Genomic DNA, 26399 nt, shown 5'->3' with positions numbered 1-26399 from the left:
AAAGCAAAAAAGGCTGAAGAACAGGTTCAGCCTTCGAGCAAAAAATTTGCCCAACAGATATCACAAAAAGAAAACCTTTGTGCACTTCGTGATCTCTGTGGTTCAAAGCAAAAAAGGCTGAAGAACAGGTTCAGCCTTCGAGCAAAAAATTTGCCCAACAGACATCACAAAACAAACACCTTTGTGCACTTCGTGGTCTCTGTGGTTCAAAAAAAGGACATCCTTTATGAAAGTGCTGATCATCGGTAATGGTGGGCGGGAGCACGCCCTGGCATGGAAAGCTGCTCAAGACGAGAACGTCACCCAGGTGTTTGTTGCTCCCGGTAACGCTGGCACCGCTTGTGAAGACAAAGTTTCCAACATTGATATCGATGTTCTGGATATCGCTAAACTGGTTGAGTTTGCCCAGCAGGAAAACATCGGCCTGACCATTGTTGGCCCCGAAGCACCACTGGTCGCCGGCGTTGTTGATCAGTTTCAAGAAGCCGGTCTACCGGTATTTGGCCCGGTTCAGGCCGCCGCCCAGCTGGAAGGTTCCAAGGCATTCACCAAGGACTTTCTTGCCCGCCATAATATTCCCACTGCCGCCTATCAGAACTTCACCGAAATTGAGCCTGCCAAAGCCTATGTTAAGCAGCAAGGCGCACCTATCGTGGTTAAGGCTGATGGTCTGGCCGCAGGCAAAGGCGTTATTCTTGCTCAAACCGAACAGGAAGCGTTTGATGCCATCGAAGACATGCTGGCAGGCAATGCGTTTGGTGAAGCTGGGCACCGTGTGGTAGTAGAAGAGTTTCTCATCGGCGAAGAAGCCAGTTTTATCGTGATGGTGGATGGAAAAAATATTCTGCCACTGGCCACCAGCCAGGATCATAAAGCCCGTGATAATGATGACAAAGGGCCAAATACCGGTGGTATGGGTGCCTACTCCCCTGCTCCCGTAGTGACTCAGGAAATTCATGACCGTGCTATGCAGGAGGTCATTATCCCAACCGTAGAAGGTATGGCCAGTGAAGGTATGCCCTACACAGGCTTTCTTTATGCCGGGCTGATGATTGACACCGATGGCACGCCAAAGGTACTGGAATACAACTGTCGTTTTGGTGACCCTGAGACCCAGCCAATCCTGATGCGTTTGAAGTCCAGCCTGGTAGAACTCTGCCTCGCAGGCACTCGTGGTGAACTGGATAAGATTGACGTTGAGTGGGACAGCCGCACTGCCCTTGGCGTGGTGATGGCAGCCGGTGGCTACCCGGAAGCTTACAACAAGGGAGATGAAATCACTGGCATTAGCAATACAGGCAGTGCAAAAGTCTTCCAGGCAGGCACCCGCGTTGAAGACGGTAAGACGCTCACCAACGGTGGTCGTGTACTGTGCGTTACTGCGCTTGGGGATAGTGTTAAAGAAGCACAGCAGCAAGCCTATAAAGCGGTAAAAGCCATCGACTGGAAAGATGTTTACTACCGCACAGACATCGGCCATAAAGCTATTGCCCGTGAAGAAGCGTAGTTAAAAGCCTTTTAAACCACAGAGACCACAAAGATCACCGGTAACTGCTCCTGCATTACCGGCACTTCCACCATCCTTGGCGGTCGCACGAAGAAAAGAAGTAAAAAACTTATCTTTCTTTGTGGACTTTGTGGTTCAAGAAATCTTGTCTTTTCCTGTAACTTCCGCAGCTGAACAAAAAGTCTTTCACTTCAAGCTGGAACAAGAAAAAACTCTATATTTTCTGCACTTTTGTAAATCAGCGACTGATTCACTGTCCAGATAGGTACTTTTCAGTATAATCCGACAATAAATATGAAAAACGGAATTTTCAACAGTGTTTTATAAAGCCTCAGGGCCTACATGGACATTCGCACTGTTATTTATTATATCGCTCATTTTCACTAGCTTTAATGTATCAGCGAATGTCGACATCAATAACACATCATACTTACTCCAGCCTGGAGCAAGTACGGAGTTCTTTATTGACGATTCCGGTCAGCTGACCATCAAAGAGCTGGCTGATGAAGAGTTCAAATTCCGTTTTGCCCCCTGGCAGCCTTCATTACTCAATATTGAAGAGCAGCAAAAAAGTCTCTGGTTGCGCTTTCCAGTCACAAACCATACATCAGAAATAGTTCATCCCATACTGTCTGTAGATTATCAACAGCAGGAACTGCCAACCCTTTATCTCAAATACACCAGCTCTGCCTCCGGAAAGACTGTCGTGAAACCTCTGCCAATGGACCGGGTCAACACTACGACCTTTACTCTGCTACCAGAACAGACGGCAACCTTATACCTCAAAGCACCATTTAATCCAGAGTTGAGCAAAAGCCTGAAGCTGGGAAGTTTTGACCAGCTGATCAAACAACAGCGCTATAAATTCTGGCAGACCGGTTTGGTCAGCGGCTTATTGCTATCCATCATCCTTGCTAATGCCTGGCTTTTCCTGTCAATGAGACTGGAGTCAAAGGATTCAAACAGCCTGTCGCCTGCAAAGCATCTCAGCATTTTTCACCTGCTGCTGGCCGCTGCTGCCTCTTTTATACTGGTTTTTATGGCTTCCTGGCAGGGATACTTGAGCACATGGCTCTATGTACCAGTCACGGTCGAAGCATGGCTCTACCAGTTATCACTGCTGTTGATCAGCCTGACGTTCTGTCAGCTTGCCATCAACCTGTTTGGCCATCAAAGGCCACTGCTGATCCGTTTTTTTAACACCTTCTCTTTTATCTACCTGATTGCGGCCCTGTGGCTGCCATTAAGCGACAGCAACACTTTAAATACCAACCTGTTGATGCTCACACTGATTGGCAATGCCTCTTTCTGTCTATCGTTCTGGCTGGTAAAACCTCACCGTCGTTATGTTTCAGCCTGGTTACTGATTCCACTGGCCATCAGTCAGTTTATTTTTGCGCTGAACCATACTGGTGGACTGGGCATATCCTCCAGAAATACCACCTGGCTGCTTATTCAAACATTGGCACTGACTCTGGGGTTTCTGTCATTACCTGCAAGAACCAACAGGAAAGTGCTCAACAAGAAACAGTTTGCCTATAACAACAAACGCCCGGAAGAACTTGATGAGGAGGCAATGAATTCACTCGGCCATGAAATGCGAACACCGCTAAATGGCGTGATGGGCATGTCAGAACTGCTACTGAGCACACCGCTGACCCCAAAGCAGGAAGACTACGTGCAAACATTGCGATACGCGGGTTATGAGCTGGGCAACCTGGTCAATCTTCTGGCCTCCAGCATTAAGGCGCAAAACCAGGGAATAGTATCGGGTACACGCCTTGTCGATATGCACAACACTGTGGAGGAGTTGGTCCGCCATTTCCAGTATCGAGCGGAGCAGCAAAGCATTGAAATTATCTGCTTCGTCGATGATAACCTGTCCACTGAATGCCATATCGATGGCTATCGGGTTTCATTGATTCTGGAAGCATTTCTGTTCTACGGGCTGAACCAGGCTGAAATGAGCGAGGTTGCGCTGTCTATTCAGAAAGATCCTACCGGCAATTTACTGTTTGAATTCAGCTTTAAGAACCCTGCTGGCAGCAGCCTTGAGGAAAAGCATTTATCCGGTGAACACTCTTTATCCGAGATAAAAGCAGAAACAGCCATGGGGCTGAATCTCTACCTTGCAACCCACCTTATACGACAACTTGGGGGGGAGGTCAGTAAACGAAGCAACATCATCTCATTTACACTGCCCTGCAACTGTGGGGATGAACAAGCCCCACCCAGCCAAGATGAAACACCCCGTCAGGGACAATATGAGCATATGCGGGTACTGATAGCTGATGACAGCGCAACCTGTCGTAAGGTTCTCCGCCAACAGTGCCAGCTATTGGGCATTCCAGTCATTGAAGCAGGTGATGGGCTCGAAGCTCTTGCCATGATTCGTAACGAGACTTACCTGAACAGGGCATTTGATATCATTATTCTTGACCACCATATGCCTGGACTGAAAGGTCTTCAGGTAGCTGAACGCATTAATGCCGACCCCAGCATTGACCCTATGCCTGCCATTATCATGCTGACAGGCATCAGTAATCCACCGGATAAATACCAGTCCAGCAAACTGGGTATCAGCTCAATTCTCACCAAGCCGGTTACCCGGTTTACGGTACAAAGAGCCCTGATCAAGGCTCTAGGAGCCTTTCGGACTTAGCCGACCGTAGCGAGAAAAAGTCCGATTTGAGACAGTTTTTATGCTGATTTGAGACGAATAGCGTGCTATTCAACGAAAAGCAGCATAAGAAATGGCCAAATTCGGCTTTTTCGCAGTAGGTCAGTGGTAAGTCCGACAGGCTCCTAGATAAAAGAAAACAGACTTATACTGAAGCATGATACCTGGGTGACAGCTCATGCACAGCATTCACAAAAGCAGCCGCCTTGTCAGGCTCAACAAACTGATGAATGCCATGGCCAAGATTGAACACATGGCCATTTCCTGTGCCAAACTTTTCCAGAATCGTAGCCACTTCCTGGCGAATGCGCTCTGGCGATGCATACAGTGTCGATGGGTCCATATTGCCCTGTAAGGCTACTCGATCACCAACTCTCTGCCGTGCTTCACCAATATCGGTTGTCCAGTCCAACCCAAGCGCATCAACACCCGTGTTTGCCATCGACTCAAGCCACTGCCCGCCATTTTTGGTAAACATAATGACTGGCACCTTTCTGCCTTCATTTTCCCGCTTAAGGCCTTTAACAATTTTCTCCATATAGTGAAGAGAGAAGTCGCGGTAGTTTTCCGGGCTGAGCACACCACCCCAGGTATCAAAAATCTGAACCGCCTGGGCACCGGCTTCAATCTGCGCATTCAAGTATGTGGTCACCGACTCGGCAAGCACACTCAGCACATGTTTCAGCAGCTCAGGCTGATCAAACATCATCGCCTTGATACGGCGAAAATCCTTACTGCTGCCACCTTCGATCATATAGGTTGCCAGCGTCCAGGGACTGCCGGAGAAACCAATCAGAGGAACCCGGCCATTCAGTTCTCGGCGAATGGTTCTGACCGCATCCATCACATAGCCAAGGTCTTTCTCCGGATCAGGCGCTGTCAGCGCTTCTACATCAGCAGCGGTACGAACCGGCTTTCTGAACTTCGGCCCTTCACCGGCTTCAAAATAGAGTCCAAGACCCATGGCATCGGGAATAGTTAGAATATCGGAAAAAAGAATGGCGGCATCCAGCGGGAAACGCTCCAATGGCTGCAGGGTTACCTCACAGGCCAGTTCAGGGTTCTGACACAATGCCATAAAGTCACCGGCCTTAGCCCTGGTTTCCCGGTATTCGGGCAAATAACGACCGGCCTGACGCATCATCCAGACGGGAGTTACATCCACTGGTTCCCGGAGCAGGGCTCGAAGAAAGCGATCATTTTTTAATGGAGTCATAAAAGTCCTAACACCCGTTTTGCCTGAACAATGATTTGTTCCAATAGCAGTTTAAAAAAACAGTGTAGAAAAAACAGGGGCGCCCCCACACAGGAAACGCCCCTTATATTATCTTACTAATGATCAATCAGACATCCAGGTAATCAAGAATACCTTCAGCGGCCTGACGTCCTTCCCAGATAGCAGTTACCACCAGGTCAGAGCCCCGAACCATATCTCCGCCGGCAAACACTTTGGGATTGCTGGTCTGGAACTTGAATTTGGCTTTCTCAGGAGCAACAACCCGGCCACCTTCATCGATCTGGATATCATGATCTTCAAACCAGTCGGCAGGGCTTGGACGGAAACCAAACGCAACCAGAACCACATCCGCTTCCAGTATCTGGTCACTGCCTTCTACCACCTGCGGACGGCGACGGCCATTCTCATCCGGCTCACCCAGTTCAGTAGTTACCAGACGAATGCCCTCAACCTTGCCATCACCAACAATCTCAACAGGCTGACGGTTAAACAGGAAGTGCACACCTTCCTGCTTGGCATTGGCCACTTCCCGACGCGAACCTGGCATGTTCTCTTCATCACGACGATAAGCACAGGAAACCGACTTAGCGCCCTGACGAATGGAAGTACGATTACAGTCCATGGCGGTATCACCACCACCAAGCACCACCACCCGCTTGCCCTTCATATCAATGAAGTCTGCCGGATCCTGCTCAAAGCCAAGGTTACGGTTAACATTGGAGATCAGATAAGGCAGAGCATCATGGACACCTTCAAGGTCTTCACCCGGGAAGCCACCTTTCATATAGGTGTAGGTCCCCATGCCCATGAATACCGCATCATACTCCTCAAGCAGCTTTTCCATGGTGATGTCTTTACCGATTTCCGTGTTCAACTGAAACTCAATGCCCATCTCGGTGAACACTTCACGGCGACGGCTCATGACATGCTTTTCCAGCTTGAATTCTGGAATACCAAACGTCAGCAGACCACCAATTTCCGGATTTTTATCAAACACGACGGGTGTTACACCGTTACGCACCAGCACATCGGCACAACCAAGACCTGCTGGCCCGGCACCAATGATTGCTACCTTTTTGTCGGTCCAGGACACCTTGGACATGTCTGGACGCCAGCCGAGAGCCAGTGCCGTATCCGTAATGTATTTCTCGGTTGAACCAATGGTAACCGCACCAAACCCGTCATTCAGGGTACAGGCGCCTTCACAGAGACGATCCTGTGGGCAAACCCGACCACACACTTCCGGCAGCGTATTGGTCTGATGCGACAGGTCGGCGGCCTCAAAAAGACGACCTTCCGAGACCAGCTTCAGCCAGTCCGGAATATAGTTGTGTACAGGGCACTTCCATTCACAATATGGATTACCACAGGACAGACAACGGTGCGCCTGATTTGTTACCTGTTTTTCATCAAATGGTTGATAGATTTCAACGAACTCTGTTTTTCGCTGACGAAGACTTTTCTTATCCGGGTCAAGACGACCCACATCAACAAACTGAAAGTTGTTATTAAGCCTTCCACCCTTGCCATTTTTCAAATGTAATTGTGACATTTCGCTGACCTCACAAAGCTGTTCTTATGTTCAATACCCGTTGCTCTTCTTCCCATGCCCTGCAGCTTATTTTGGCTGCAGAGTCCCTGATTACTCAGGGCTGCCATGGGTACTGGCCAGTAAGGTATCGAGACTGGCAGCTTTTGGCTTCACCAGCCAGAAACGACCACTGTAGTCATAGAAATCATCAATCAGTTCCTGTCCCCAGGCACTGCCTGTCTCTGCAACATAGTCTTCAAGAACACTCAGCAGATGCGATTGATAGGGTTCCATGGCTTCATTATCAATGCGATGGATATCCACCAGTTCATGGTTATAGCGATCAACAAAACTTCTTTCCAGATCAAGGACGTAGGCAAATCCGCCGGTCATACCCGCACCAAAGTTATGTCCAGCCCTGCCAAGTACGGTAACAAGTCCTCCGGTCATGTATTCACAACAGTGATCGCCTGCGCCTTCAACCACAACACTCGCACCGGAATTTCGAACACCAAGACGTTCACCTGCACGTCCAGCGGCGTATAACGTACCGCCTGTAGCACCATAGAGGCAGGTATTACCGATAATGGAGGTCTCATGGGTTACAAAGCTACTGCCGGCCGGTGGGCGAATTGTCAGTTTACCGCCGGTCATACCCTTACCGACGTAGTCATTAGCATCACCTTCCAGACGCATTTCCAGACCGCCAGCATTCCAGACACCGAAGCTCTGCCCGGCAGAACCAGTCAGATTCAGCTTCAGTGGCTTATCTGCCATCCCCTGGTTACCGTGACGCTTTGCAATCTCACCGGACAACCGGGCACCGATAGAGCGGTCACAGTTGCCAACGGTAAAGCTAAACTCTCCACCAGTGCTATTTTCAATCGCATCCAGTGTCTGACGAACCATCTCCTCTGCCAGCTCACCTTTATCGAATGGAGGATTACGATCCACCTGACAAGTCATTGGCTTATCTTCAGGCACGTCATCGCTGCCAAGCATTGGGGAGAGATCAAGATTTTGCTGCTTTTCAGTAAATCCGGGCAGCAACTCAAGCAGCTCTGTATGACCGATAACCTCTTCAAGCGTTCTCGCGCCCAACAAGGCCAGCCATTCACGGACTTCTTCTGCCACAAAGGTGAAGAAGTTCATGACCATCTCTACATCACCTTTGAAGTGCTCTTCCCGAAGTGACTGATCCTGTGTGGCAACACCCGTAGCACAGTTATTCAGGTGACAGATACGCAGGTATTTACAGCCCATGGCGATCATTGGCGTGGTGCCAAAACCAAAGCTCTCAGCGCCCAGAATAGCCGCCTTAACCACATCCAGACCCGTCTTGAGACCGCCATCTGTCTGCAGACGGACTTTGCCTCGCAGGTCGTTACCTCGAAGGGTTTGATGAGCCTCACTTAAACCAAGCTCCCAGGGGGAACCGGCATGACGAATAGACGTCAATGGACTTGCAGCAGTACCACCATCATAACCAGAGATGGTAATCAGATCTGCGTAGGCCTTGGCCACACCTGCAGCAATAGTTCCCACACCAGGTTCAGACACCAGTTTCACCGAAACGAGAGCATCCGGATTCACCTGTTTCAGGTCATAAATCAGCTGGGCCAGATCTTCAATAGAGTAAATATCGTGGTGTGGAGGCGGTGAAATCAGGGTAACACCCGGTACGGAGTAACGCAGCCGGGCAATCAGTTCGTTAACTTTACCACCTGGCAGCTGGCCACCTTCACCCGGTTTGGCTCCCTGGGCTACCTTGATCTGCAGCACTTCAGCATTCACCAGGTAATGAGGCGTTACACCAAAACGACCGGAGGCTATCTGCTTGATTTTCGAGACACGATCAGTCCCGTAGCGGGTTTCATCCTCACCACCTTCACCGGAGTTAGAACGACCACCAAGACGGTTCATCGCTTCCGCCAGTGCTTCATGAGCTTCCGGGGATAAAGCACCAAGACTCATGGCCGCAGAGTCAAACCGACGAACGATATCGCCAACGGATTCAACCTCGTCCACCACCAGTGCCTTACCCTTAAGCTTAAGGCCCAGCAGGTCACGCAGGGTAGCCACAGGACGCTTGTTAACCAGTTCGGCGTACTTCCGGTACTCCTGATAATCACTCGTTTTAACCGCAACCTGTAATTGCTGAACCACATCAGGGTTGAAGGCATGGTATTCACTGTCGTGAACATACTTCAGCAAACCACCCTGCTGAATCGGCTTGCGGGCTTTCCAGGCCGTTTCGGCCAGCAGGCCCTGCTCATAATGGAAGTCTTCAAAGCGAGCACCCTGAATACGGCTTTGAACGCCGCAGAAGCACAGGTCCACAATTTCTCTGGAAAGACCTACAGCTTCAAACAACTGTGCTCCCCGATAGGACGCAATGGTAGAGATTCCCATTTTGGAGAGAATCTTCATCAACCCTTTACCAATACCTTTACGGTAAGCCTTGTACGCTTCGCGAGGATCAGTCATTACCTCCCCGGAGCGAATCTGGTCATTGATGACTTCATAGGCCAGATACGGGTATATAGCGGTGGCACCGAAGCCAATCAACACGGCAAACTGATGAGAGTCTCGAGCTGAAGCCGTTTCTACAATAATGTTGGATTCTGAACGCAACCCTTTGCCAATCAATCGGTGATGGACAGCACCTGTCGCCATCGCTGCAGGCACGGGCAACAGTCCCTGATCGATATGACGGTCAGAAAGGCAGATTAACACCTTGCCGGATTGCACAGCCTTTTCCGCCTGATCACAGATATTCAATACTGCCTGCTCAAGACCAATAGACGGGTCGTAAGTCAGGTTGATGGTTTCTGTCTCAAAGGACTTATGCTGATGACGAACACTCATCAGGTCCAGGAACTTCGCTGTGGACAGTATCGGTGACTTGAGAATAACCCGGGCAGCGTGCTCCGGCGTTTCTTCAAACAGATTCAACTCACGACCCAGACAGGTTTCCAGCGACATAACAATCGCTTCACGCAGCGGATCAATAGGTGGGTTGGTTACCTGGGCAAACTGTTGACGAAAGTAATCATATACGGTGCGAGTTCGGCCAGAGAGCACGGCCATTGGCGTATCGTCACCCATTGAGCCAACCGCTTCCTGACCAGACTCTACCAGAGGACGGATCACTTGATCACGCTCTTCAAAGGTGACCATAAACATCTTCTGATAGACGTTCAGCTGCTCAGGGGAAAGGTGGTCAACCTTGTAGTCATCTTCACTGAAGTGCGAACGGATACGATAGGCATTCTGCTTCAGCCACTTCTTGTAGGGCTGACGGACTTTCAGTTTGTCATCGATATCATGAGCCTGATGCAATTCACCAGTCTCGGTATCAATCGCCAGAACTTCTCCCGGTCCAACCCGGCCTTTGGCAACGACATCTTCAGGCTTGTAGCCATGAACACCAACCTCAGAAGCTACTGTCAGGTAACCGTTCTTGGTAATAACCCAGCGTGAAGGGCGCAGACCATTACGATCCAGAGCACAGACGGCATTGCGACCATCGGTGATAACCAGCCCTGCGGGACCGTCCCACGGCTCCATATGCATGGAACTGTATTCATAGAATGCTCTGAGATCAGGGTCCATGGTATCCACATTCTGCCACGCAGGTGGAACCAGCATACGGATAGCGCGATAAAGGTCGACACCACCTGTTACCAGAACCTCCATCATATTATCCAGACTCGATGAGTCTGAACCGGTTCGGTTTACCAGGGGAGAAATATCATCCAGTGTCGGCAGTAAAGGTGACTGAAACTTCTGACGACGAGCCTCCGCCCAATTTCGGTTACCGGTAATCGTGTTGATTTCACCATTATGGGCCAGCATGCGGAATGGCTGAGCCAGCTGCCAGCGCGGCATGGTGTTGGTAGAGAAGCGCTGATGGAATACACAGATAGCGGTTTCAAAACGGGTGTCACCGAGGTCTGGGTAGAAGGTGGGCAAATCCACCGGCATCATCAACCCTTTATAGGTAATGACTCTGGGCGACAGTGAACAGATATAGTAATCCTTGTCCTCTGCCATCACCATATTGGTATAGCGGCGAGCCATGTAAAGTTTGGCACTGAACTCTTTCTCATCAAGCTCCCCTTCAGGGGTGACAAAGATCTGTTCAATGCCTGGCAGCAGGTCTTTCGCAATAGGCCCGAGACAGTCAACATTCACAGGAACCTTACGCCAGCCAACAACATTGAGCCGCTGCTTTTCCAGCTCTTTTTCCAGTGTTTTTTTGCCTTTAGCAGCACGAGCTTTATCAGTACTGAGAAAAACCATACCCACCGCATACTGCCCAGGCAGCTCGCAGCCAAATTTTTCTTTCGCAACTGTTCGGAAAAAAGTATCAGGTGTTTGAATCAACAGGCCACAACCGTCGCCTGTTTTACCATCGGCAGCAATACCACCACGGTGCGTCATACAGGTCAGTGCTTCAATCGCCGTTTTCAGAAGGTCATGACTTTTCTTACCTTCCATCTGGGCAATTAGCCCGAAACCACAGTTATCCCGAAACTCCCCAGGATTATACAGACCTGCTTTCATAGGCACTCTCTCATCAACCCATTATTTTTCTGGCTCGCCTCGGCCATAATAAAAAAGTCATCCCGACTTTTCCCGGAACACCCTCGATCCTGAAGGAAATTCTGCTCTGGAAGGCTTTGTATTTCACTACCAGAAGCCTGTCAGACTTAGACGACCGTAGCGAGAAAAAGTCCGGTTTGGGTCAGTCTTCATGATGATTTGAGGCGAATAGTCACTCTATTCAACGAAAAGCAGCATAAAAAATGGCCAAATCCGGCTTTTTCGCAGTAGGTCAGTGTTAAGTCAGACGGGCTCCCTGAATCAGGCGAACTCCTCGCCATTCAGCACTCTTCGGTACACTACCGATAATCAAGTGTCTGTCGAGCCATAGCTATTCTTTAACCGGCGGGCTTTCTGCCTCTCGTAACCGGACTCCCCCGTCATAATTATTCAGTTTAAATGCATAAAACTAAATTTTACTTATGACTATCTGACACGTAAAACGGCTCGCCATTTTACACGCCTGTTCGCGTAATCACAAATGACCCTTATCAATGCAAGTAAAAACCGCAATAATACATTGATAAATCGAAACTTTTCAGAACAAATTCAGACAGGAACGACCAATAAAGATGAGGCTGAAGAGATCTCTCCAGCCATTGATAGAGTATTCAGGAACAAAACTGCTCAAGGCAATCCATTAGATTTTTATGATTAAAACGGTCTGTAACGTTAGCATTTCCCACTGAGTCCAGAAGCACCAGCCTTAACTGATCATCCAGCACCTTTTTATCCACAGCCATTAGTTCAACAAATCGCCCGGGACTGATACCCGAAGGTGGCAGAGTCGGCAAACTTACCCGTTTGAGCATAGTCACAATACCATCGACGTCTTCTTTAGATAAGTTTCCTTCCCGGAAAGAAAGATCGGCCGCCATTACCATACCGACCGCAACAGCTTCACCGTGCAACCAGGAACCATAGCCGGTATGTGTTTCTATTGCATGACCAAAGGTATGACCAAGATTAAGAATCGCACGTATACCGGACTCTTTTTCATCAGCCTCTACAACTCTGGCTTTATCCTGGCAGGAACGGTGAATAGCGTAGGAAAGCGCCTCAGGATCACGGCTCATCAATCGATCAATATTCTCCTGCAGCCACTCATAAAATGACTGATCACAGATCAGTCCGTATTTGATGACCTCTGCCAACCCAGCTGAAAGCTCCCGATCCGGCAGGGTGTTCAGTGTCGCAGTATCAATAACAACAGCGTTAGGCTGATAGAAAGCGCCGATCATGTTTTTACCCAGGGCATGATTGACACCCGTTTTCCCTCCAACCGATGAGTCTACCTGGGACAGTAACGTAGTAGGCACTTGAATAAAATCCACCCCCCGCTGATAACAGGCAGCAGCAAAACCGGTCATATCACCGATTACACCACCACCAAGAGCAACCATCGTCGTTTTTCGTGTATGCCTCGACTGTAAAAGCTTATCGAAAATGAGGTTGAGCGTTTCAAGGTTTTTATATTGCTCGCCATCCGGCAAGGTAACCACCGTTAAATCGCAACCAGCCAGCGTGGAGCGGATCGTATCCAGATAGATCGGTGCTACCGTTTCATTAGTAACAATGGCAACGCTTTTGCCTTTTATATATGGGAGGAAATAATTTGGATCAGAAAGAATATTTGCGCCGATAAAAATGGGATAGCTTCGATCCCCCAGGTCAACTTTAAGTTCCAGCATGGCAGATTACTCCCTCACTCTCTTCCCAAGCCAACAGCTTGAATAATTCTTTTAATCACTTGTCGTGGCGATAAGACTTCCGTATCAAGAACAAGGTCAGCAATTGAGTGGTATAAAGGATCTCGTTCTTCAAGCAGTCGGGTCAGCACCTCTTCTCTGTCCGGCCTTTGCAATAACGGTCTTCTTTTGTCTTTTTCCGTTCTTTGCAGCTGAATAGTTACCGGAGCACTCAGATACACAACAAAACCGTTGGAACTGAGGTTTCGCCTGTTTTCCGGTCGACCGACAACACCGCCGCCTGTAGCCATCACCAGACCTTTCTGACTGCAGATTTCTTCAATAACCTGACTTTCCCGGTCTCGAAACCCCTGCTCTCCTTCAACGTCAAAAATCCAGGGGATATCAGCGCCACTGCGATCTTCAATAACATGGTCCGAATCAAGAAAGGGGCGCGCCAGCTCTTTTGCCAGCATTCGGCCTATGGTACTTTTTCCTGCCCCCATGGGCCCAATCAGATAGATATTTGTTAATGGCATGCTCTTTGCCAGCCTGACTTCCTGCCTGTGTGCAGCGAGCGTAGCGCATCGTAAGCAGTTATGACAACAAAAAAACGGGAGCCAAGGCTCCCGTCAGAGATATTCGAACCCATAATACGGGAACAGTTTACCGCAACGAAACCCCATCAGTGATAATTCTCGGGGTGATAAAGACCAGTAGCTCTTCTTTATCATCAGTCTCTGTTTTATTCCTGAACAGACCACCTACCCAGGGAATATCACCTAACACGGGTACTTTAGTGACCCCCTGCTTCTTACTCTGCTTAAAGACGCCACCAAGAACAACAGTTTCGCCATCTTCAACCAGTACCTGGGTCGTGATCTCATTGGTCGAAATAATCGGTACGTTATTTGAGGCCTCATCCGTTGTATCGTCATTATTGATTTTGATATCCATAATGACCCGACCATCCGGAGTAATCTGAGGCGTTACCTCCAATCCCAGTACCGCATCTTTAAACGCTACCGATGTCGCACCACTGGACGTTTTCTCTTCATAGGGAATCTCTTTACCTGACTTGATAACCGCAGTTTTCTTATCCGCAGTAATGACCTTTGGCTGTGAAATAACCTCACCACCACCATCACTCAGCAGGGCCGATAGCTCAAGGTTAAGAATTGTCCCTCCATTCGTGGAGAAACCAATAGCAATCGCACTGGAGCCCGCACCTGTAACGCTCAGATCAGTGAATACATCACCATCCTGACCACCACCAATAGAAAGGTCTCGATTATCGTTTTTCAACGCATCATTTTTAGAGCCACTCCACTTAACACCCAGATCTTCTTTAAAGTTAGAACTGAGCGTAACAATACGCGCCTCAATCATGACCTGCCGGATAGGAATATCCAACTGATCAATCAGCGCTCTCAACTCATCCAGTTTGGCCTGTGTATCCTTGACCAGCAAACTGTTGGTTCTGGCTACAACCTGAACCGAGCCTCTTTCCGTCAGCAGGCTAGCCCCTTCAGTCCCCTGCAATACCGTTGCAATCTCTGCCGCATCAGCGTAATTAATCTGAACCAGGTCGGTATACACAGGAGCCAGCTCACGAATCTGCTTTTCATTCTCCAGCTGCTCACGCTCACGTGCAGCTATTTCAGCAGCCGGAGCCACAGTGAGTACATTACCCTCAAGCCGCTTATCAAGCCCTTTGGCCTTGAGCACAATATCAAGTGCCTGATCCCAGGGAACATTCTGCAGTCGCAAAGTAACATTGCCTCCAACAGTATCAGATGCCACCAGGTTCAGGTCTGTGAAATCAGCAATCAGCTGCAGAACAGCCCTGACTTCTATATCCTGAAAGTTTAACGACAGCTTATCTCCCTTATAGGAAAGCCCCGACTTTCTCCTACCAAGGTCTTTTGTATCTGGTGCCTTAACACTGACAGTCAGCAGGTTATCCGTCTGATAGGCCAGATACTCAAATTTCCCCTTAGGCTCAATAGTAATGATACTGTTGCCATCTTCAACGGCGGCATCAATGAACTTAACCGGCGTTGCAAAATCAATGACATCCAGGCGGTTTCTTAAGCGTTGTGGCAGAACATCTCCCTGAAACTCAAGACGGATACGTCCACCCTGTTCATTCATATCCATTGGGATCTTGGCATCAGAAAGCGCAATAATGATTTTTCCTTCACCATCATCTCCGCGCTGGAAGTCAATATCTGTAATTCCTGTCTTTATGCCAGCAGCCTGGGAAGACGAGTTATCCCCTTGGGCTGACTCCCTTTGAACGGCTGCTATATTGCTGTCATCTCCAATGTAAATACTGAGCGTCCGTCCATCAGCCTGACTGGTAAAGCGGGTTGGCTGCTGAAGATTAATAACCAGACGCGTTCTGTCGCCAGCCTCAAGCACAGTCACACTCTTGGCATTATTAAAACCAACTTCATTGTATTTCGGGAGTTCACTGCGCGTAAAAGGCAGATCAATGGATATCCTGGGAGGCTTTTCAATACTGTAGCCATGAGCAACCGGGGCAGCGCCATCAAAAGTCAAACGAAGCTCAACCATATCACCCGGTAACGCAGCAACATCCATATTCTTCAGAATGACGCCCCACGCTGAAATAGGCAATATTGCCAGTAGCGCATACAGAAGCCCTCGAACAGCTTTCGCCTGCAACAGGGGACTAATATTCATCTAACTTACCTATTTCAGAATTAGAATTGTTGTTTTCATCGGCATCATATTTAAATAATCCAGCCCATTCCGCCATGACGGTTCCATATCACATCCTTTCATACCACGAAAAATCCCCCAGACAAAAATAAGCCATCCATGCCAGAACAACAATCAGACTAACTCAACACAGCCCATGACGCACTGTCAACCGAGCAAAGACTGACAATAGCATTCATATTCAGAAAATGATGATTAATTCACAATACCGGAAATCAAATCACTGATTACTAAAATTAACGCGAAGAACCCTTGGGCGCTCGATCCAATACTTTGGACCTGCTGGAACTATTTCCGTTACTCGCAGCTCCTGATCATCAATGTAAGTTATGCGGCCATGGTTACGCCCCAGGTAATCCCCCACCTGCACTCGATGAACACCATCAGAGCCTCGCACCAAGCCCCAGAACCCTTCATCATTACTGATCGAGCCAACTAAACGGAACGAGTCCATTTCAAATTGCTCAAGGTACTGTTTAACCCGGTATTGATCCGGCTTGATATTGCTATTGATCTGTTCAGTGGTCAGCGCAATTCTCACAGGTTGCCTGAAAGGACTGCGCATGGCAGATGCCTGATAAGTAAAAGCCTCATAAGCCCTGAACTGAGGTAGTGGCTCAATATTACCTGTTGGCCTCGCCTTCATTTCTGCCATATAGGCATCAATATCTTTATACCCCTGACGGCCCCCATCTGAGCAACCTGCTAAAACCAGCATGGTACCGACAACAATAATAAGTCGAAGCTGCTGCATCATAGCCCCCCCTGATCATTGTAGCGATAGGTTTTAGCAAGAATGCTCATCGTCAATTGACCATCCCTGCCCGGACGAATGTCAAAATCGTGCAAGGTCACTATTCGTGAAAGGCTGGCTACACCACTGACAAAATTGCCCAAATCATGGTATGTGCCCTGCACTGCAATGCTGATAGGCAGCTCAATATAAAAATGACTGACATTTTCAGCCTGAAGCTTAATTTCTTCTATCTGCAGACCTGCCCCACGCCCTGTAAAGGTAATGTCCTCCAACAGCCCGGGCACTTCAGTATCGCTGGGTAATTGTTTAACCAACGCACCAAAAGAATTCTCCATTTCTGCCATCTGCTCGCGATAGGATTTCAGGTTCGCAGCCTGAAATGCCTTGATTCGATACTGCTCCCGTAAATCCTGTTCTTTACTGGCAGCGACATCATACCGGCTCTGCAAACTGGTCAGGTGAAACTGATAACCAAGCCCAAGTATCAAGGCCAGAGTCAGAGCACAGACAATGATTCTGACTCCCAGAGGCCATGAGCCGATGTTATCAAAATCAATCTCATTCAGATCAAGCTCATTCAGCTTTTGTAACGAATCAGCAAAACTCATAGTCCCCCCTTAGCCTGATTGGGATTGATCTGTTTAACGGTTAGATCAAACTCATTCCAGCGCTGACTGTTTGCTGAAACTTTTCTGACCGCAGTCAGGTTTGGCTCAGTAAACCATTCTGAGTTGTCGAAGTTTCTCATCAAAGCCGAGATACGATTATTAGACTCAGCAACCCCAACAAGAGACAGGCGGTCCCCCTCCAGGGTGATCTGCTTGAAATAAACCCCCTCTGGAACTACACGTGCCACCTGGTCAAATATGCGCACAATCACAGGACGATTGCCCTGCAGGTTCTGAATCACCTGCATTCGCTCCAGCAATTGATCTTTCTTGGTTTTCAGATCCTTGATTTCACTGATCCGTTTATTGAGCAACGTAATTTCGTTCTGCAGATATTGATTCCGGCTTTGCTGATAACTGATGTTATTGCTGATGTAAAGATCACCAATAAAGACCAGACCAATGCCTACCAAAAGAGTCATAGCCCAGACAGCTACAAAACGCTGTTTCCGCTCTTTCCTGAGCTCTTCACGCCAGGGTAACAGGTTAATTCTTGCCATCAGTCGAAACTCCTCATGGCAAGGCCGCAGGCAATCATCAAAGATGGTGCCTCACTGGCCAGTTCGTCTGCATCCACCCTTCCAGCCAGAGACATTCCCGCAAAAGGATTTGCCAGCCTGGTAGGTATTCCCAGTTTATCTTGAATCATTTCTGCCATACCCACGATGGAAGCTGAACCTCCTACCAGGGCAATCGCATCGACATCATTAAACTGGCTGGATGAATAAAAGAACTGTAGTGATCTTGACACCTGCTGAACCACAGTTTCACGAAACGGGTCCAATACTTCAGGCTCATAGTCATCAGGGAGGCCGCCACGACACTTGGCCTTTTCAGCCTCGTCTGGAGTCAACCCATAACGGCGTTGGATTTCATCGGTTAGTTGCCGCCCACCAAATAGCTGCTCACGGGTGTACACCGTTTTTCCCCGGCTAATCACATTCAGTGTTGTTTTCGTTGCACCAATATCGACGACCGCAAGCACCGGGTCTTCATCAGGAAGGTCGAGCTGGCCTTCAATCAGCTCGCAAGCCCTCTCCATGGCAAAAGCTTCTATATCAACAATTTTGGTTTTTATTCCCCCAAGTCGCAGTGCTTCTTCCCGCATTTCGACATTGTCACGGCGACAGGCAGCCAGCAAGACTTCAACACGCTCAGGATTTTTCTCATTCAGTCCCTGAACTTCAAAGTCTATGGCCACTTCATCCATGGCGTAGGGAATGTACTGGTCCGCTTCAACAGTGATCTGCGTTTCCATTTCATCATCACTGAGAGAGGCATCCATATCGATGGTTTTGGTGATGACTGCAGATCCAGACACGGCAACTGCCGCACTTTTCAGACTGGTTCTGGAGTGGGAAAGAGCCTTGGCGACCGCTTCGCCAATGACATCGAGCTCATGAATATTATTTTCAACAACGGCTCCCGGCGGCAGGGGTTCAACACTAAACGCTTCGACCTTGTACTGACTGCCACTGAGCCCCAACTCAAGGACTTTGACAGATGTCGAGCTTATATCCACCCCTAAAACGGTATTTGATTTGTTCTTCAGCAGCCCAAACACTGGCGCAATCCCTGGTTATTAGTTATAAGACCAACAGCTCTAATTAAATAACAGTCTGTTTACTTTCGCAATTATAGTGGCCAAAAAGCCAACTCTAAACACTGGATTTTTAAGGAAAATCCCACCTGCGCCCAAGACTGCAGCCAGTAAAGGAAAACCACATTTTCAGCTAAAGGCCTTTTCACCGTATAATAGTCTGTCACGATCGGCTGTCAGGACGACTCTTGCTTATGACAAGAATGTTTAAATGTCACTACTTCAGCCGGTGGCCTTCGCTTTATCAGGATGTCCTAACAGCATGAAACGGTCGGTTAAACTTCTTAAATTCCTGTGCTGGTCACTATTAACAGTAGCCAGTGGAATTCTGCTTGTCAGTGCAAGTGTCTATTTATACCTCAGCCCTTCACTACCTTCAGTAGAATCACTGCGTGACGCCAAATTACAGACACCTTTACGAGTTTACTCTCAAGATAATCTGCTCATTGCCGAGTTTGGCGAAAAACGCCGCACCCCTATTCAGTTTGAAGACGCGCCCACAAACCTGATCAAAGCTTTCATGGCTGCCGAAGATGACCGTTTCTATTATCATCCCGGCGTTGACATCATGGGCCTGATGAGGGCTGCTGTCCAGTTGGTCAGCACCGGCAGCATACAATCCGGTGGCAGCACGATCACAATGCAGGTGGCCAAGAACTTCTTCCTGAGCCATGAGCGGGTATTTTCACGAAAATTCAACGAAATCCTACTCGCTTTGCAAATAGAACAGCAACTGTCGAAGGATGAAATCTTTGAACTCTATCTCAATAAAATTTATCTGGGGAATCGATCTTACGGTGTAGAGTCTGCCGCACAAGTTTACTATGGAAAATCCATCAACGAACTGAACCTGGCCCAGATCGCCATGATTGCAGGCCTGCCAAAAGCCCCTTCCCGTTATAACCCGATCAATGATCCCAAGCGCGCAATGATTCGCCGTGACTGGATTCTGGGAAGAATGAAAGACCTGGGCTACATCACACCTGAAGATTACAGTGAAGCCGTGAACCAACCGGTCACCGCTAGCTACCATGGCGCTAAAGTCGAACTTGAAGCCCCCTATATTGCCGAAATGGTTCGGCAGCGAATGTTTGAACAGTATGGACAGGATGCCTATACCGAAGGCTTTAAGGTCTACACCACCGTCAGCAGTGACCTGCAGAGAGCAGCAAACCTTGCTGTAGCCAACGGGTTAATGGCCTATAACGAACGCCATGGTTATCACGGCCCGATCACCAACCTGTTCGATAATGTTCCGGATGAAGGCTGGCAACAGCGAATCAACAAAACCTCATCCCCTGGTATTCTCCTGCCCGCTATGGTCACTCAAGTGGGTGAGGAAACGGTTGATATCGGTCTTAAGAATGGTCATACCGGCACCATCAGCTGGGAAAATCTGAACTGGGCAAAGCCATTCCTGACAGTAAATAGCTTCGGCTATTCACCAAAAACACCATCTGATGTTCTCAAAGCCGGTGATCAGATATGGGTCAGAGTCATAGAAGACGGCAGCTACCGTCTGGCTCAAGAGCCTCAGGCCCAATCAGCACTGGTATCAATGCACCCTGAAAACGGTGCCATTCTGGCACTGGTTGGTGGGTACAACTTTTACGACAGCATGTACAACCGGGCCACTCAGGCTGTTCGACAGGCTGGCTCTTCCTTTAAACCCTTTGTTTACGCTTCCGCCATTGCCAACGGCATGACAGCAGCCACCATTATTAATGATGCCCCGATCGTCTTTGATGACGCAGGACTTGAAGATAGCTGGCGCCCTAATAATGACAATATGAAGTTCAATGGCCCGATGCGGCTCCGGGAAGGACTTTACCGTTCAAGAAACCTGGTATCCATCCGTGTATTGCGTCAGATTGGCATTAACAAGAGCATTCAATACCTGAAACAGCTTGGTTTCAAAGCAGAGTCATTAAGCAGAGACCTGTCACTGTCTCTTGGGAATGTTTCCATGACGCCACTTGATTTGGCTGCAGGATACGCAGTTCTGGCCAATGGCGGTTTTCGTATTGAGCCCTATTTCATTCAGCGGATTGAAACGGTTGACGAGCTGATATCTGAGGCCAGTCCTGCAATTGCCTGTAATGAAAGCTGCTTAGCCAGCCTTAATACAGAAACCATGGAGATTGAAGGTCAGGACGAAAATACGCTCTTTATAGAGCCTGATCTGGCGGACACACTGATACAAGAAGAGATGCCAGATACCGAGAGCAAACAACAACCGGCAATCGCCAAATCCGTCATGTCACCACAGGTTAATTACATCATGAATGACATCATGAATGATGTGATATGGAAAGGTACTGGCCGACGGGCACAAGCATTAAAACGCCATGATATTGGTGGTAAAACAGGAACCACCAATGACAGTAAAGACGCATGGTTTGTCGGCTTTAACCCAGACATACTGACGGCCGTGTGGGTTGGCATGGACGATTACTCCACACTGGGCCGCTGGGAATATGGCGCTAATGCAGCACTGCCAATCTGGCTGGAATACATGCATACCGCTCTGGATGGTAAACCGGAGCATAAACGACCACAGCCGGAAGGTCTGGTCACCTTGAAGATATCCCGTGAAACCGGGAAGCTTGCCCAGCCCGGAGATCCAAATGCCATCTTTGAGGTTTTCCGACAGGAAAATGCCCCGCAGCAATTGAGTGATGAAAACCTGCCATCTCTTGGAGAGATGGATCAGGAGTTTTCACCAGAAGATCTGTTCTAGCGGTATTCTCGAACAAACGGCATTACAGCTCCTGGTTATCAGGAGCTGGCTCGGCAATTCTTTGGTACAGATCAAAACCTTTCCACAATAAAACAGACATAGTGCCCGATTCCAAAGCGAGCGGAACAAAGCATCATGTCGTCATTCTTTGATATGTTAAGCACTTTTGTTGCTGTCGCAGAAAAAGGCTCGTTCTCAGCGGCGGCAAGAAGCCTTGGCAAAGCACAATCGGGAGTCAGCACAACAATCAGCAACCTTGAAATTGACCTGGGCGTTGATCTGTTTGACCGTACTCACCGCACCCCTCAGCTAACACCGGCAGGAAAAGCACTCTTAAGAGAAGCGGAAGCTGCACTGATGCATGCTACTCGCCTGAAAGAGCACGCCTACCGCCTGAGTGCCAGCGAGGAAGAGGAAACCATTAACCTGGCCCTTGATGAGTCACTCCCTTATGCCAGCGTATCCCCCATTTTTGAAGAATTTGCCGAAGCATTTCCGGATGTCTCAATAAATATTGAGCACGCTTCCTCAATTAAAACCATGACCCGCCTATCAGACCAGAGCTTGAATATCGCCATACTGCTAAGTCAGGATCAGTACAGACAACCACTGAGATTTCAACGCATCGGGCGCATGCTGATCTCTGAAGTCATTCATCACAGCCATCCTCTTGCATCACTGCCTATTGTCACAACTGGCGACCTTGTTCAGCATAGACAGCTTATATACAGCCGCTCATTGAACTCTCTATTAAAGCAGGAGCATCTTGTATCAACACGCCAATGGTTCTGTGATAACTATGGGGCAATGATTGCTATGATTAACCAAGGACTGGGCTGGGCAGCCATTCCCAACAGTCTGGTAAAAGACAGACTTGAGAGTGGTGAATTGAAACGTATCAAGCACGAGATGTATCCTTACACTCAATGGGAAGTCAGTATTGATATGGTTTGGAACTCTCTCTCGAGCGTTGGCAAAGGCGGACTCTGGCTGCAAAAGCGCTTTGCAAAAGAACCTATTTATTGCGCCTGAGACCGATCTTCTGATCAGCCTCAGGCACAGTTTATCAATAAAAAATCACTTCCAGAATGTATAGTGAGGCTCAAGACACTCTTCCGCCAGAATCCCTCCCAATATTTCAATTTTCCTCTGACCACTGTTTAGCACCGTGTCGCAGGAAAGACTGCAGGTTGGGTTTTCCGGATGATTACCAGTACACTCAAGCAACTGATGTTCTGTAAAGCCGTAAACCACTCGACCAATACCTGACCAGTAAATACTGCCTGAGCACATCGCACAAGGCTCACCATTTATATAGATAGAACATTCATTTAAGTACTCTTCACTGAACTTCATGGAAGCCGCAGTTGCCAGATTTCGCTCAGAGTGCCCCGTTCTATCACCTGTAGTCACCACGGTATTCTCTGCCTCCAGTAAAATTTCACCTTCAGGACTGACAAGAATACAGGCAAATGGGTGGTTACCATTGCTCACAGAACGCTCAGCAACTTTAATAACATGGCGCATTAAATCTTCGTCGTTTAACATGTTGCTTCCTTTTGATGATATTTATAATCAAGCCTGACTATCAGGTTGCCAGTAACAGAATCCCCACGTGGAAATTCCACACCCCAGAAGAAGAACAGCATCACCCGCTGTTGCAAGTGCACCCGCTCCAAGACAGCTCATAAATGAGCCAACACTGAGAACAACAATTCCACCTAACGCTAATAATTTATACATGATCAGGCTTCCTGCGTTTTTTGATGACCGGCTAGATGTTCATTATCTGTATTCAGCATTTGTAAATGGGTTGCCTTCATGATCAGAGCATATATAAAGGCAGCTCCAGCCATGGCATTCAGTGATGCAAAGCCAATATCAAACGATATCGCAACACCAATACCTGCCAGCCAGGCAAGAATGGCGTATGGGTTAACCGTTTTGAAAGAAAGGTTTTCGATATGCCCTGGATACTGTCTGTTCCAGAGAAAATAAAAATCAATAAGAACGATACCAGTCAATGGAGGCACGATAATCGACAACCCCTTGAGCATGGCAAATACGGCACCGATCTCATAAGGCTTAAACAGTGACAGCACCGATGCCAGAATCATAATCCCGATCATAATTGTCTGTCTGGACGTTTTGGGAAACACACTACTTAACGTCAAGCCAACGCTGTATAAGTTAGCGCTGTTGGTTGTCCACAGGTTGGTGGTTAACAGCACAAAAGCAGGAATAACCAGCCCCAGACCAAACAGAATTTCAACCAGATCCCACTGCTGAGAAGCAGCCCCCACAATGGCACCAACACCAATAATAAAGCTGTTCACAATCAACAGTCCGGTAGCGCACCCGGCGACAACATGCTTTGATGATCGAGCAAACCGGTTAAAATCAGCAACCGTTGTGGATGCACCAAAAATCCACGTACCAAGAACTAACCCGACTGCGGTCATAAAGTCCATGGTTTCTTCACCGGAGAATGCCGCGACTGCAGCCCACCCTCCTCCATCCTGAACAGCACGCATCGCTGTTGCCAGACAGAGCATAATCATGGTCGGTATTGAAACCAGCCCCACCACACTCATCCATCGCATGCCTTTCAGGGCAAATAGCCCCATAAAAAGACAGGAGGCGATCATGGCAAGCGCTTCAAAGAATGGACTCAACTCAAAATAAACAGCGATCAAATGGCCAAACAGAGCCGCCTGAATGACATACCACCCTAACTGGATAAAGGCGTACATAATGGCGGGAATTTTTGCACCGAGACTGCCAAAACTGAACCGGCAGATCAGCGCAAAGGTATAACCGGTCTTATAGGCAATAATGGACATCAGTGACGAAACAACCGTTAGAAAGAGGTTTCCCACCAGAATTGCCCAGAACAGTGTTTCCAACGACATCCCTGCCGCCATCCCCGCTCCTGCCATCATGCTGACAAGAATAAAAACATAACCTACCCATACCGACGTTATCTGCCAGAACCCCCTTCTGGCATCCCGTGGAACGGCTGTTCGCTCATAGTCACTCATTGTTATTCTCCAATGCCATCCAGGGAACATTCTCAACTAAACATGTGGCCAACACCCCATGATTAAGCGAGAACGCACCCTGACATAACCGTTGTAATCAACGTGAAAATCGCAGCGACAGACGACATGAGACTTCAAAAATAGAAGGGAGAAAAGATAGGTTCTATCAGGAAAACAGATAGGTCAGTAAATATTGAAAAGAGATAAAAATAAACAAAGCGAAGACGTTATCCTGAAGGCTATTCAGCAGGCACGCTTCGCTTTTCATTGAGACAAAACCGAAAAAGTTCAGTACCCCATCAAATATCCGAAACAGAGTTCAATGGATAATGGGCTGGGTATCCAGCTCTGGCAACGCCTGAGTCTACTGCAGCCTGGGCAACAGCAGAAGAAACGCGCCCCAGCAGACGAACATCCATCGGCTTGGGGATAATGTAGCCTGGGCCAAAGCTAAGCTCCCCTCCACCATAGGCATTTACCACCTCGTCAGGAACCGACTCTTTTGCCAGCTCACGAATAGCATTGACCGCGGCAATCTTCATCTCTTCATTGATGCGTGAAGCCCGCACATCCAACGCTCCCCTGAAGATAAATGGGAAACCAAGTACATTATTCACCTGATTTGGATAATCTGAACGTCCAGTCGCCATGATGACGTCCGGGCGAACCTCTCTGGCCAATTCTGGTCGAATCTCAGGATCCGGGTTTGCACAGGCAAAAACAATGGGGTTTATGGCCATTTTCTCAAGCTGCTTTGGAGAAAGCAGGTCAGGGCCAGACACTCCCAGAAAAGCATCGGCACCGTCAATGGCATCATCCAGAGTACGACAGCTGGTTTCAACCGCAAACGTCGCCTTGTATTGATTCAGATCGTTCCGCTCTGAGTGAATCACCCCCTTGCTGTCCAGCATCAGAATGTTCTCAGCCTTGAAGCCGCAGCTGATCAGTAATTTCACACAGGCAATGGCTGCAGAACCTGCACCAAGGCACACCAGTCGCGCCTCTTCGATGTTCTTTCCTGCAATCTCCAGCGCATTAAGCATCGCCGCTGCAGTAACAATAGCGGTACCGTGCTGATCATCGTGAAAGACCGGAATATCACAAGCCTCAATGAGTCGACGCTCAATTTCAAAGCACTCCGGTGCTTTGATGTCTTCGAGGTTTATCCCCCCAAAGGTGCAGGCAATTCGTTTAACGGTATCAATAAACGCCTGAGGGCTTTCAGATTCAACTTCAATATCAATGGAGTCAACACCAGCAAATCGCTTGAAAAGCAGCGCCTTTCCTTCCATAACCGGCTTGCTGGCCAGTGCACCCAGGTTTCCAAGCCCAAGAATGGCAGAGCCATTACTGATTACTGCCACCAGGTTGCCCTTGCAAGTATATCGATAGGCATCCTCCGGATTTTCAGCAATCGCTCGCACCGGCTCCGCGACACCCGGGCTATAAGCCAGTGAAAGATCCATAGCCGTTTCTGCTGGCTTGGTAATTTCGATCGAAATCTTTCCAGGTTTTGGAAGAGCGTGATAATCAAGAGCGGCTTGCTTCATTTCCATGAGTTTTTTACTGATATAGGGGGGAGGTTATATGAAAA

At 48.4% G+C, this 26399-nt stretch carries 18 protein-coding genes; 4 read left to right on the top strand and 14 right to left on the bottom strand.

The window, feature by feature from the left end; translation table 11 throughout:
• Positions 1-226 precede the first annotated feature (226 nt).
• A complete protein-coding gene (gene purD, locus GV64_RS07830) occupies positions 227-1507 on the top strand; it encodes a phosphoribosylamine--glycine ligase (protein WP_020580650.1) in 1281 nt (426 codons plus the stop codon).
• Positions 1508-1823: 316 nt separating this feature from the next.
• Complete coding sequence (locus GV64_RS07825; RefSeq protein WP_020580651.1) at positions 1824-4169, top strand: response regulator; 2346 nt, start codon at positions 1824-1826, stop codon at positions 4167-4169.
• 163 nt (positions 4170-4332) lie between these two features.
• On the opposite strand, the gene hemE is transcribed toward GV64_RS07825, so the two are convergent.
• The 10 genes from hemE to GV64_RS07775 form a co-directional block, all read right to left on the bottom strand.
• A complete protein-coding gene (gene hemE, locus GV64_RS07820) occupies positions 4333-5403 on the bottom strand; it encodes a uroporphyrinogen decarboxylase (RefSeq protein WP_020580652.1) in 1071 nt (356 codons plus the stop codon).
• A 127-nt stretch (positions 5404-5530) separates the two neighbouring features.
• On the bottom strand, positions 5531-6976 hold the full coding sequence (locus GV64_RS07815) for an FAD-dependent oxidoreductase (protein WP_020580653.1): 1446 nt from the start codon (positions 6974-6976) through the stop codon (positions 5531-5533).
• A gap of 90 nt (positions 6977-7066) precedes the next feature.
• Complete coding sequence (gene gltB / locus GV64_RS07810; RefSeq protein ID WP_020580654.1) at positions 7067-11524, bottom strand: glutamate synthase large subunit; 4458 nt, start codon at positions 11522-11524, stop codon at positions 7067-7069.
• Between the two features lie 650 nt (positions 11525-12174).
• Positions 12175-13254: a 3-dehydroquinate synthase gene (gene aroB / locus GV64_RS07805; protein WP_020580655.1), complete on the bottom strand. Its 1080-nt coding sequence runs from the start codon at positions 13252-13254 to the stop codon at positions 12175-12177.
• A 14-nt stretch (positions 13255-13268) separates the two neighbouring features.
• On the bottom strand, positions 13269-13790 hold the full coding sequence (aroK, locus tag GV64_RS07800; protein WP_034844130.1) for a shikimate kinase AroK: 522 nt from the start codon (positions 13788-13790) through the stop codon (positions 13269-13271).
• 127 nt (positions 13791-13917) lie between these two features.
• A complete protein-coding gene (locus GV64_RS07795; RefSeq protein ID WP_020580657.1) occupies positions 13918-15960 on the bottom strand; it encodes a type IV pilus secretin PilQ in 2043 nt (680 codons plus the stop codon).
• 259 nt (positions 15961-16219) lie between these two features.
• Positions 16220-16756, bottom strand: a complete 537-nt coding sequence (locus GV64_RS07790; RefSeq protein WP_020580658.1) for a pilus assembly protein PilP — start codon at positions 16754-16756, stop codon at positions 16220-16222.
• Positions 16753-17364, bottom strand: a complete 612-nt coding sequence (locus tag GV64_RS07785) for a type IV pilus inner membrane component PilO (protein WP_020580659.1) — start codon at positions 17362-17364, stop codon at positions 16753-16755. The genes GV64_RS07790 and GV64_RS07785 overlap by 4 nt, the downstream gene beginning before the upstream one ends.
• A complete protein-coding gene (locus GV64_RS07780; protein WP_020580660.1) occupies positions 17361-17924 on the bottom strand; it encodes a PilN domain-containing protein in 564 nt (187 codons plus the stop codon). Before GV64_RS07780 ends, GV64_RS07785 begins: the two co-directional genes overlap by 4 nt.
• On the bottom strand, positions 17924-18988 hold the full coding sequence (locus GV64_RS07775) for a pilus assembly protein PilM (protein WP_020580661.1): 1065 nt from the start codon (positions 18986-18988) through the stop codon (positions 17924-17926). Before GV64_RS07775 ends, GV64_RS07780 begins: the two co-directional genes overlap by 1 nt.
• Positions 18989-19286: 298 nt before the next feature.
• Here GV64_RS07775 and GV64_RS07770 point away from each other — a divergent pair, with 298 nt between their 5' ends.
• Complete coding sequence (locus GV64_RS07770; RefSeq protein ID WP_020580662.1) at positions 19287-21764, top strand: penicillin-binding protein 1A; 2478 nt, start codon at positions 19287-19289, stop codon at positions 21762-21764.
• 135 nt (positions 21765-21899) lie between these two features.
• Complete coding sequence (locus GV64_RS07765) at positions 21900-22796, top strand: LysR family transcriptional regulator (RefSeq protein ID WP_020580663.1); 897 nt, start codon at positions 21900-21902, stop codon at positions 22794-22796.
• 45 nt (positions 22797-22841) lie between these two features.
• Here the strand turns inward: GV64_RS07765 and GV64_RS07760 are convergent, their stop codons facing one another.
• From GV64_RS07760 to GV64_RS07750, 4 genes are all read right to left on the bottom strand, one after another.
• Positions 22842-23312 carry a nucleoside deaminase gene (locus GV64_RS07760; protein ID WP_020580664.1) on the bottom strand — a complete coding sequence of 157 codons (471 nt, stop codon included), beginning with the start codon at positions 23310-23312 and terminating at the stop codon, positions 22842-22844.
• A gap of 27 nt (positions 23313-23339) precedes the next feature.
• Positions 23340-23507, bottom strand: coding sequence for a hypothetical protein (locus GV64_RS25220; protein ID WP_020580665.1), 168 nt, complete (start codon positions 23505-23507; stop codon positions 23340-23342).
• A 2-nt stretch (positions 23508-23509) separates the two neighbouring features.
• Entirely contained in the window at positions 23510-24805 is a 1296-nt protein-coding gene (locus GV64_RS07755) for a cytosine permease (RefSeq protein WP_020580666.1), read from the bottom strand.
• Positions 24806-25104: 299 nt separating this feature from the next.
• Positions 25105-26361, bottom strand: coding sequence for a malic enzyme-like NAD(P)-binding protein (locus tag GV64_RS07750; protein WP_020580667.1), 1257 nt, complete (start codon positions 26359-26361; stop codon positions 25105-25107).
• Between the last annotated feature and the right edge of the window lie 38 nt (positions 26362-26399).

This window comes from Endozoicomonas elysicola (assembly GCF_000710775.1).
Lineage (GTDB): Bacteria > Pseudomonadota > Gammaproteobacteria > Pseudomonadales > Endozoicomonadaceae > Endozoicomonas > Endozoicomonas elysicola.
The sequence above is the reverse complement of the archived record's forward strand: the minus strand, read 5'-3'. Positions and strand labels throughout refer to the sequence as shown.

What these genes read in the sequence shown, in the direction of transcription:
- purD (WP_020580650.1), top strand. Translation starts at nt 227, where the DNA reads ATGAAAGTGCTGATCATCGGTAATGGTGGGCGGGAGCACGCCCTGGCA.
- hemE (WP_020580652.1), bottom strand. Translation starts at nt 5,403, where the DNA reads ATGACTCCATTAAAAAATGATCGCTTTCTTCGAGCCCTGCTCCGGGAA.
- GV64_RS07815 (WP_020580653.1), bottom strand. Translation starts at nt 6,976, where the DNA reads ATGTCACAATTACATTTGAAAAATGGCAAGGGTGGAAGGCTTAATAAC.
- gltB (WP_020580654.1), bottom strand. Translation starts at nt 11,524, where the DNA reads ATGAAAGCAGGTCTGTATAATCCTGGGGAGTTTCGGGATAACTGTGGT.
- aroB (WP_020580655.1), bottom strand. Translation starts at nt 13,254, where the DNA reads ATGCTGGAACTTAAAGTTGACCTGGGGGATCGAAGCTATCCCATTTTT.
- aroK (WP_034844130.1), bottom strand. Translation starts at nt 13,790, where the DNA reads ATGCCATTAACAAATATCTATCTGATTGGGCCCATGGGGGCAGGAAAA.
- GV64_RS07795 (WP_020580657.1), bottom strand. Translation starts at nt 15,960, where the DNA reads ATGAATATTAGTCCCCTGTTGCAGGCGAAAGCTGTTCGAGGGCTTCTG.
- GV64_RS07790 (WP_020580658.1), bottom strand. Translation starts at nt 16,756, where the DNA reads ATGATGCAGCAGCTTCGACTTATTATTGTTGTCGGTACCATGCTGGTT.
- GV64_RS07785 (WP_020580659.1), bottom strand. Translation starts at nt 17,364, where the DNA reads ATGAGTTTTGCTGATTCGTTACAAAAGCTGAATGAGCTTGATCTGAAT.
- GV64_RS07780 (WP_020580660.1), bottom strand. Translation starts at nt 17,924, where the DNA reads ATGGCAAGAATTAACCTGTTACCCTGGCGTGAAGAGCTCAGGAAAGAG.
- GV64_RS07770 (WP_020580662.1), top strand. Translation starts at nt 19,287, where the DNA reads ATGAAACGGTCGGTTAAACTTCTTAAATTCCTGTGCTGGTCACTATTA.
- GV64_RS07765 (WP_020580663.1), top strand. Translation starts at nt 21,900, where the DNA reads ATGTCGTCATTCTTTGATATGTTAAGCACTTTTGTTGCTGTCGCAGAA.
- GV64_RS07760 (WP_020580664.1), bottom strand. Translation starts at nt 23,312, where the DNA reads ATGTTAAACGACGAAGATTTAATGCGCCATGTTATTAAAGTTGCTGAG.
- GV64_RS25220 (WP_020580665.1), bottom strand. Translation starts at nt 23,507, where the DNA reads ATGTATAAATTATTAGCGTTAGGTGGAATTGTTGTTCTCAGTGTTGGC.
- GV64_RS07755 (WP_020580666.1), bottom strand. Translation starts at nt 24,805, where the DNA reads ATGAGTGACTATGAGCGAACAGCCGTTCCACGGGATGCCAGAAGGGGG.
- GV64_RS07750 (WP_020580667.1), bottom strand. Translation starts at nt 26,361, where the DNA reads ATGGAAATGAAGCAAGCCGCTCTTGATTATCACGCTCTTCCAAAACCT.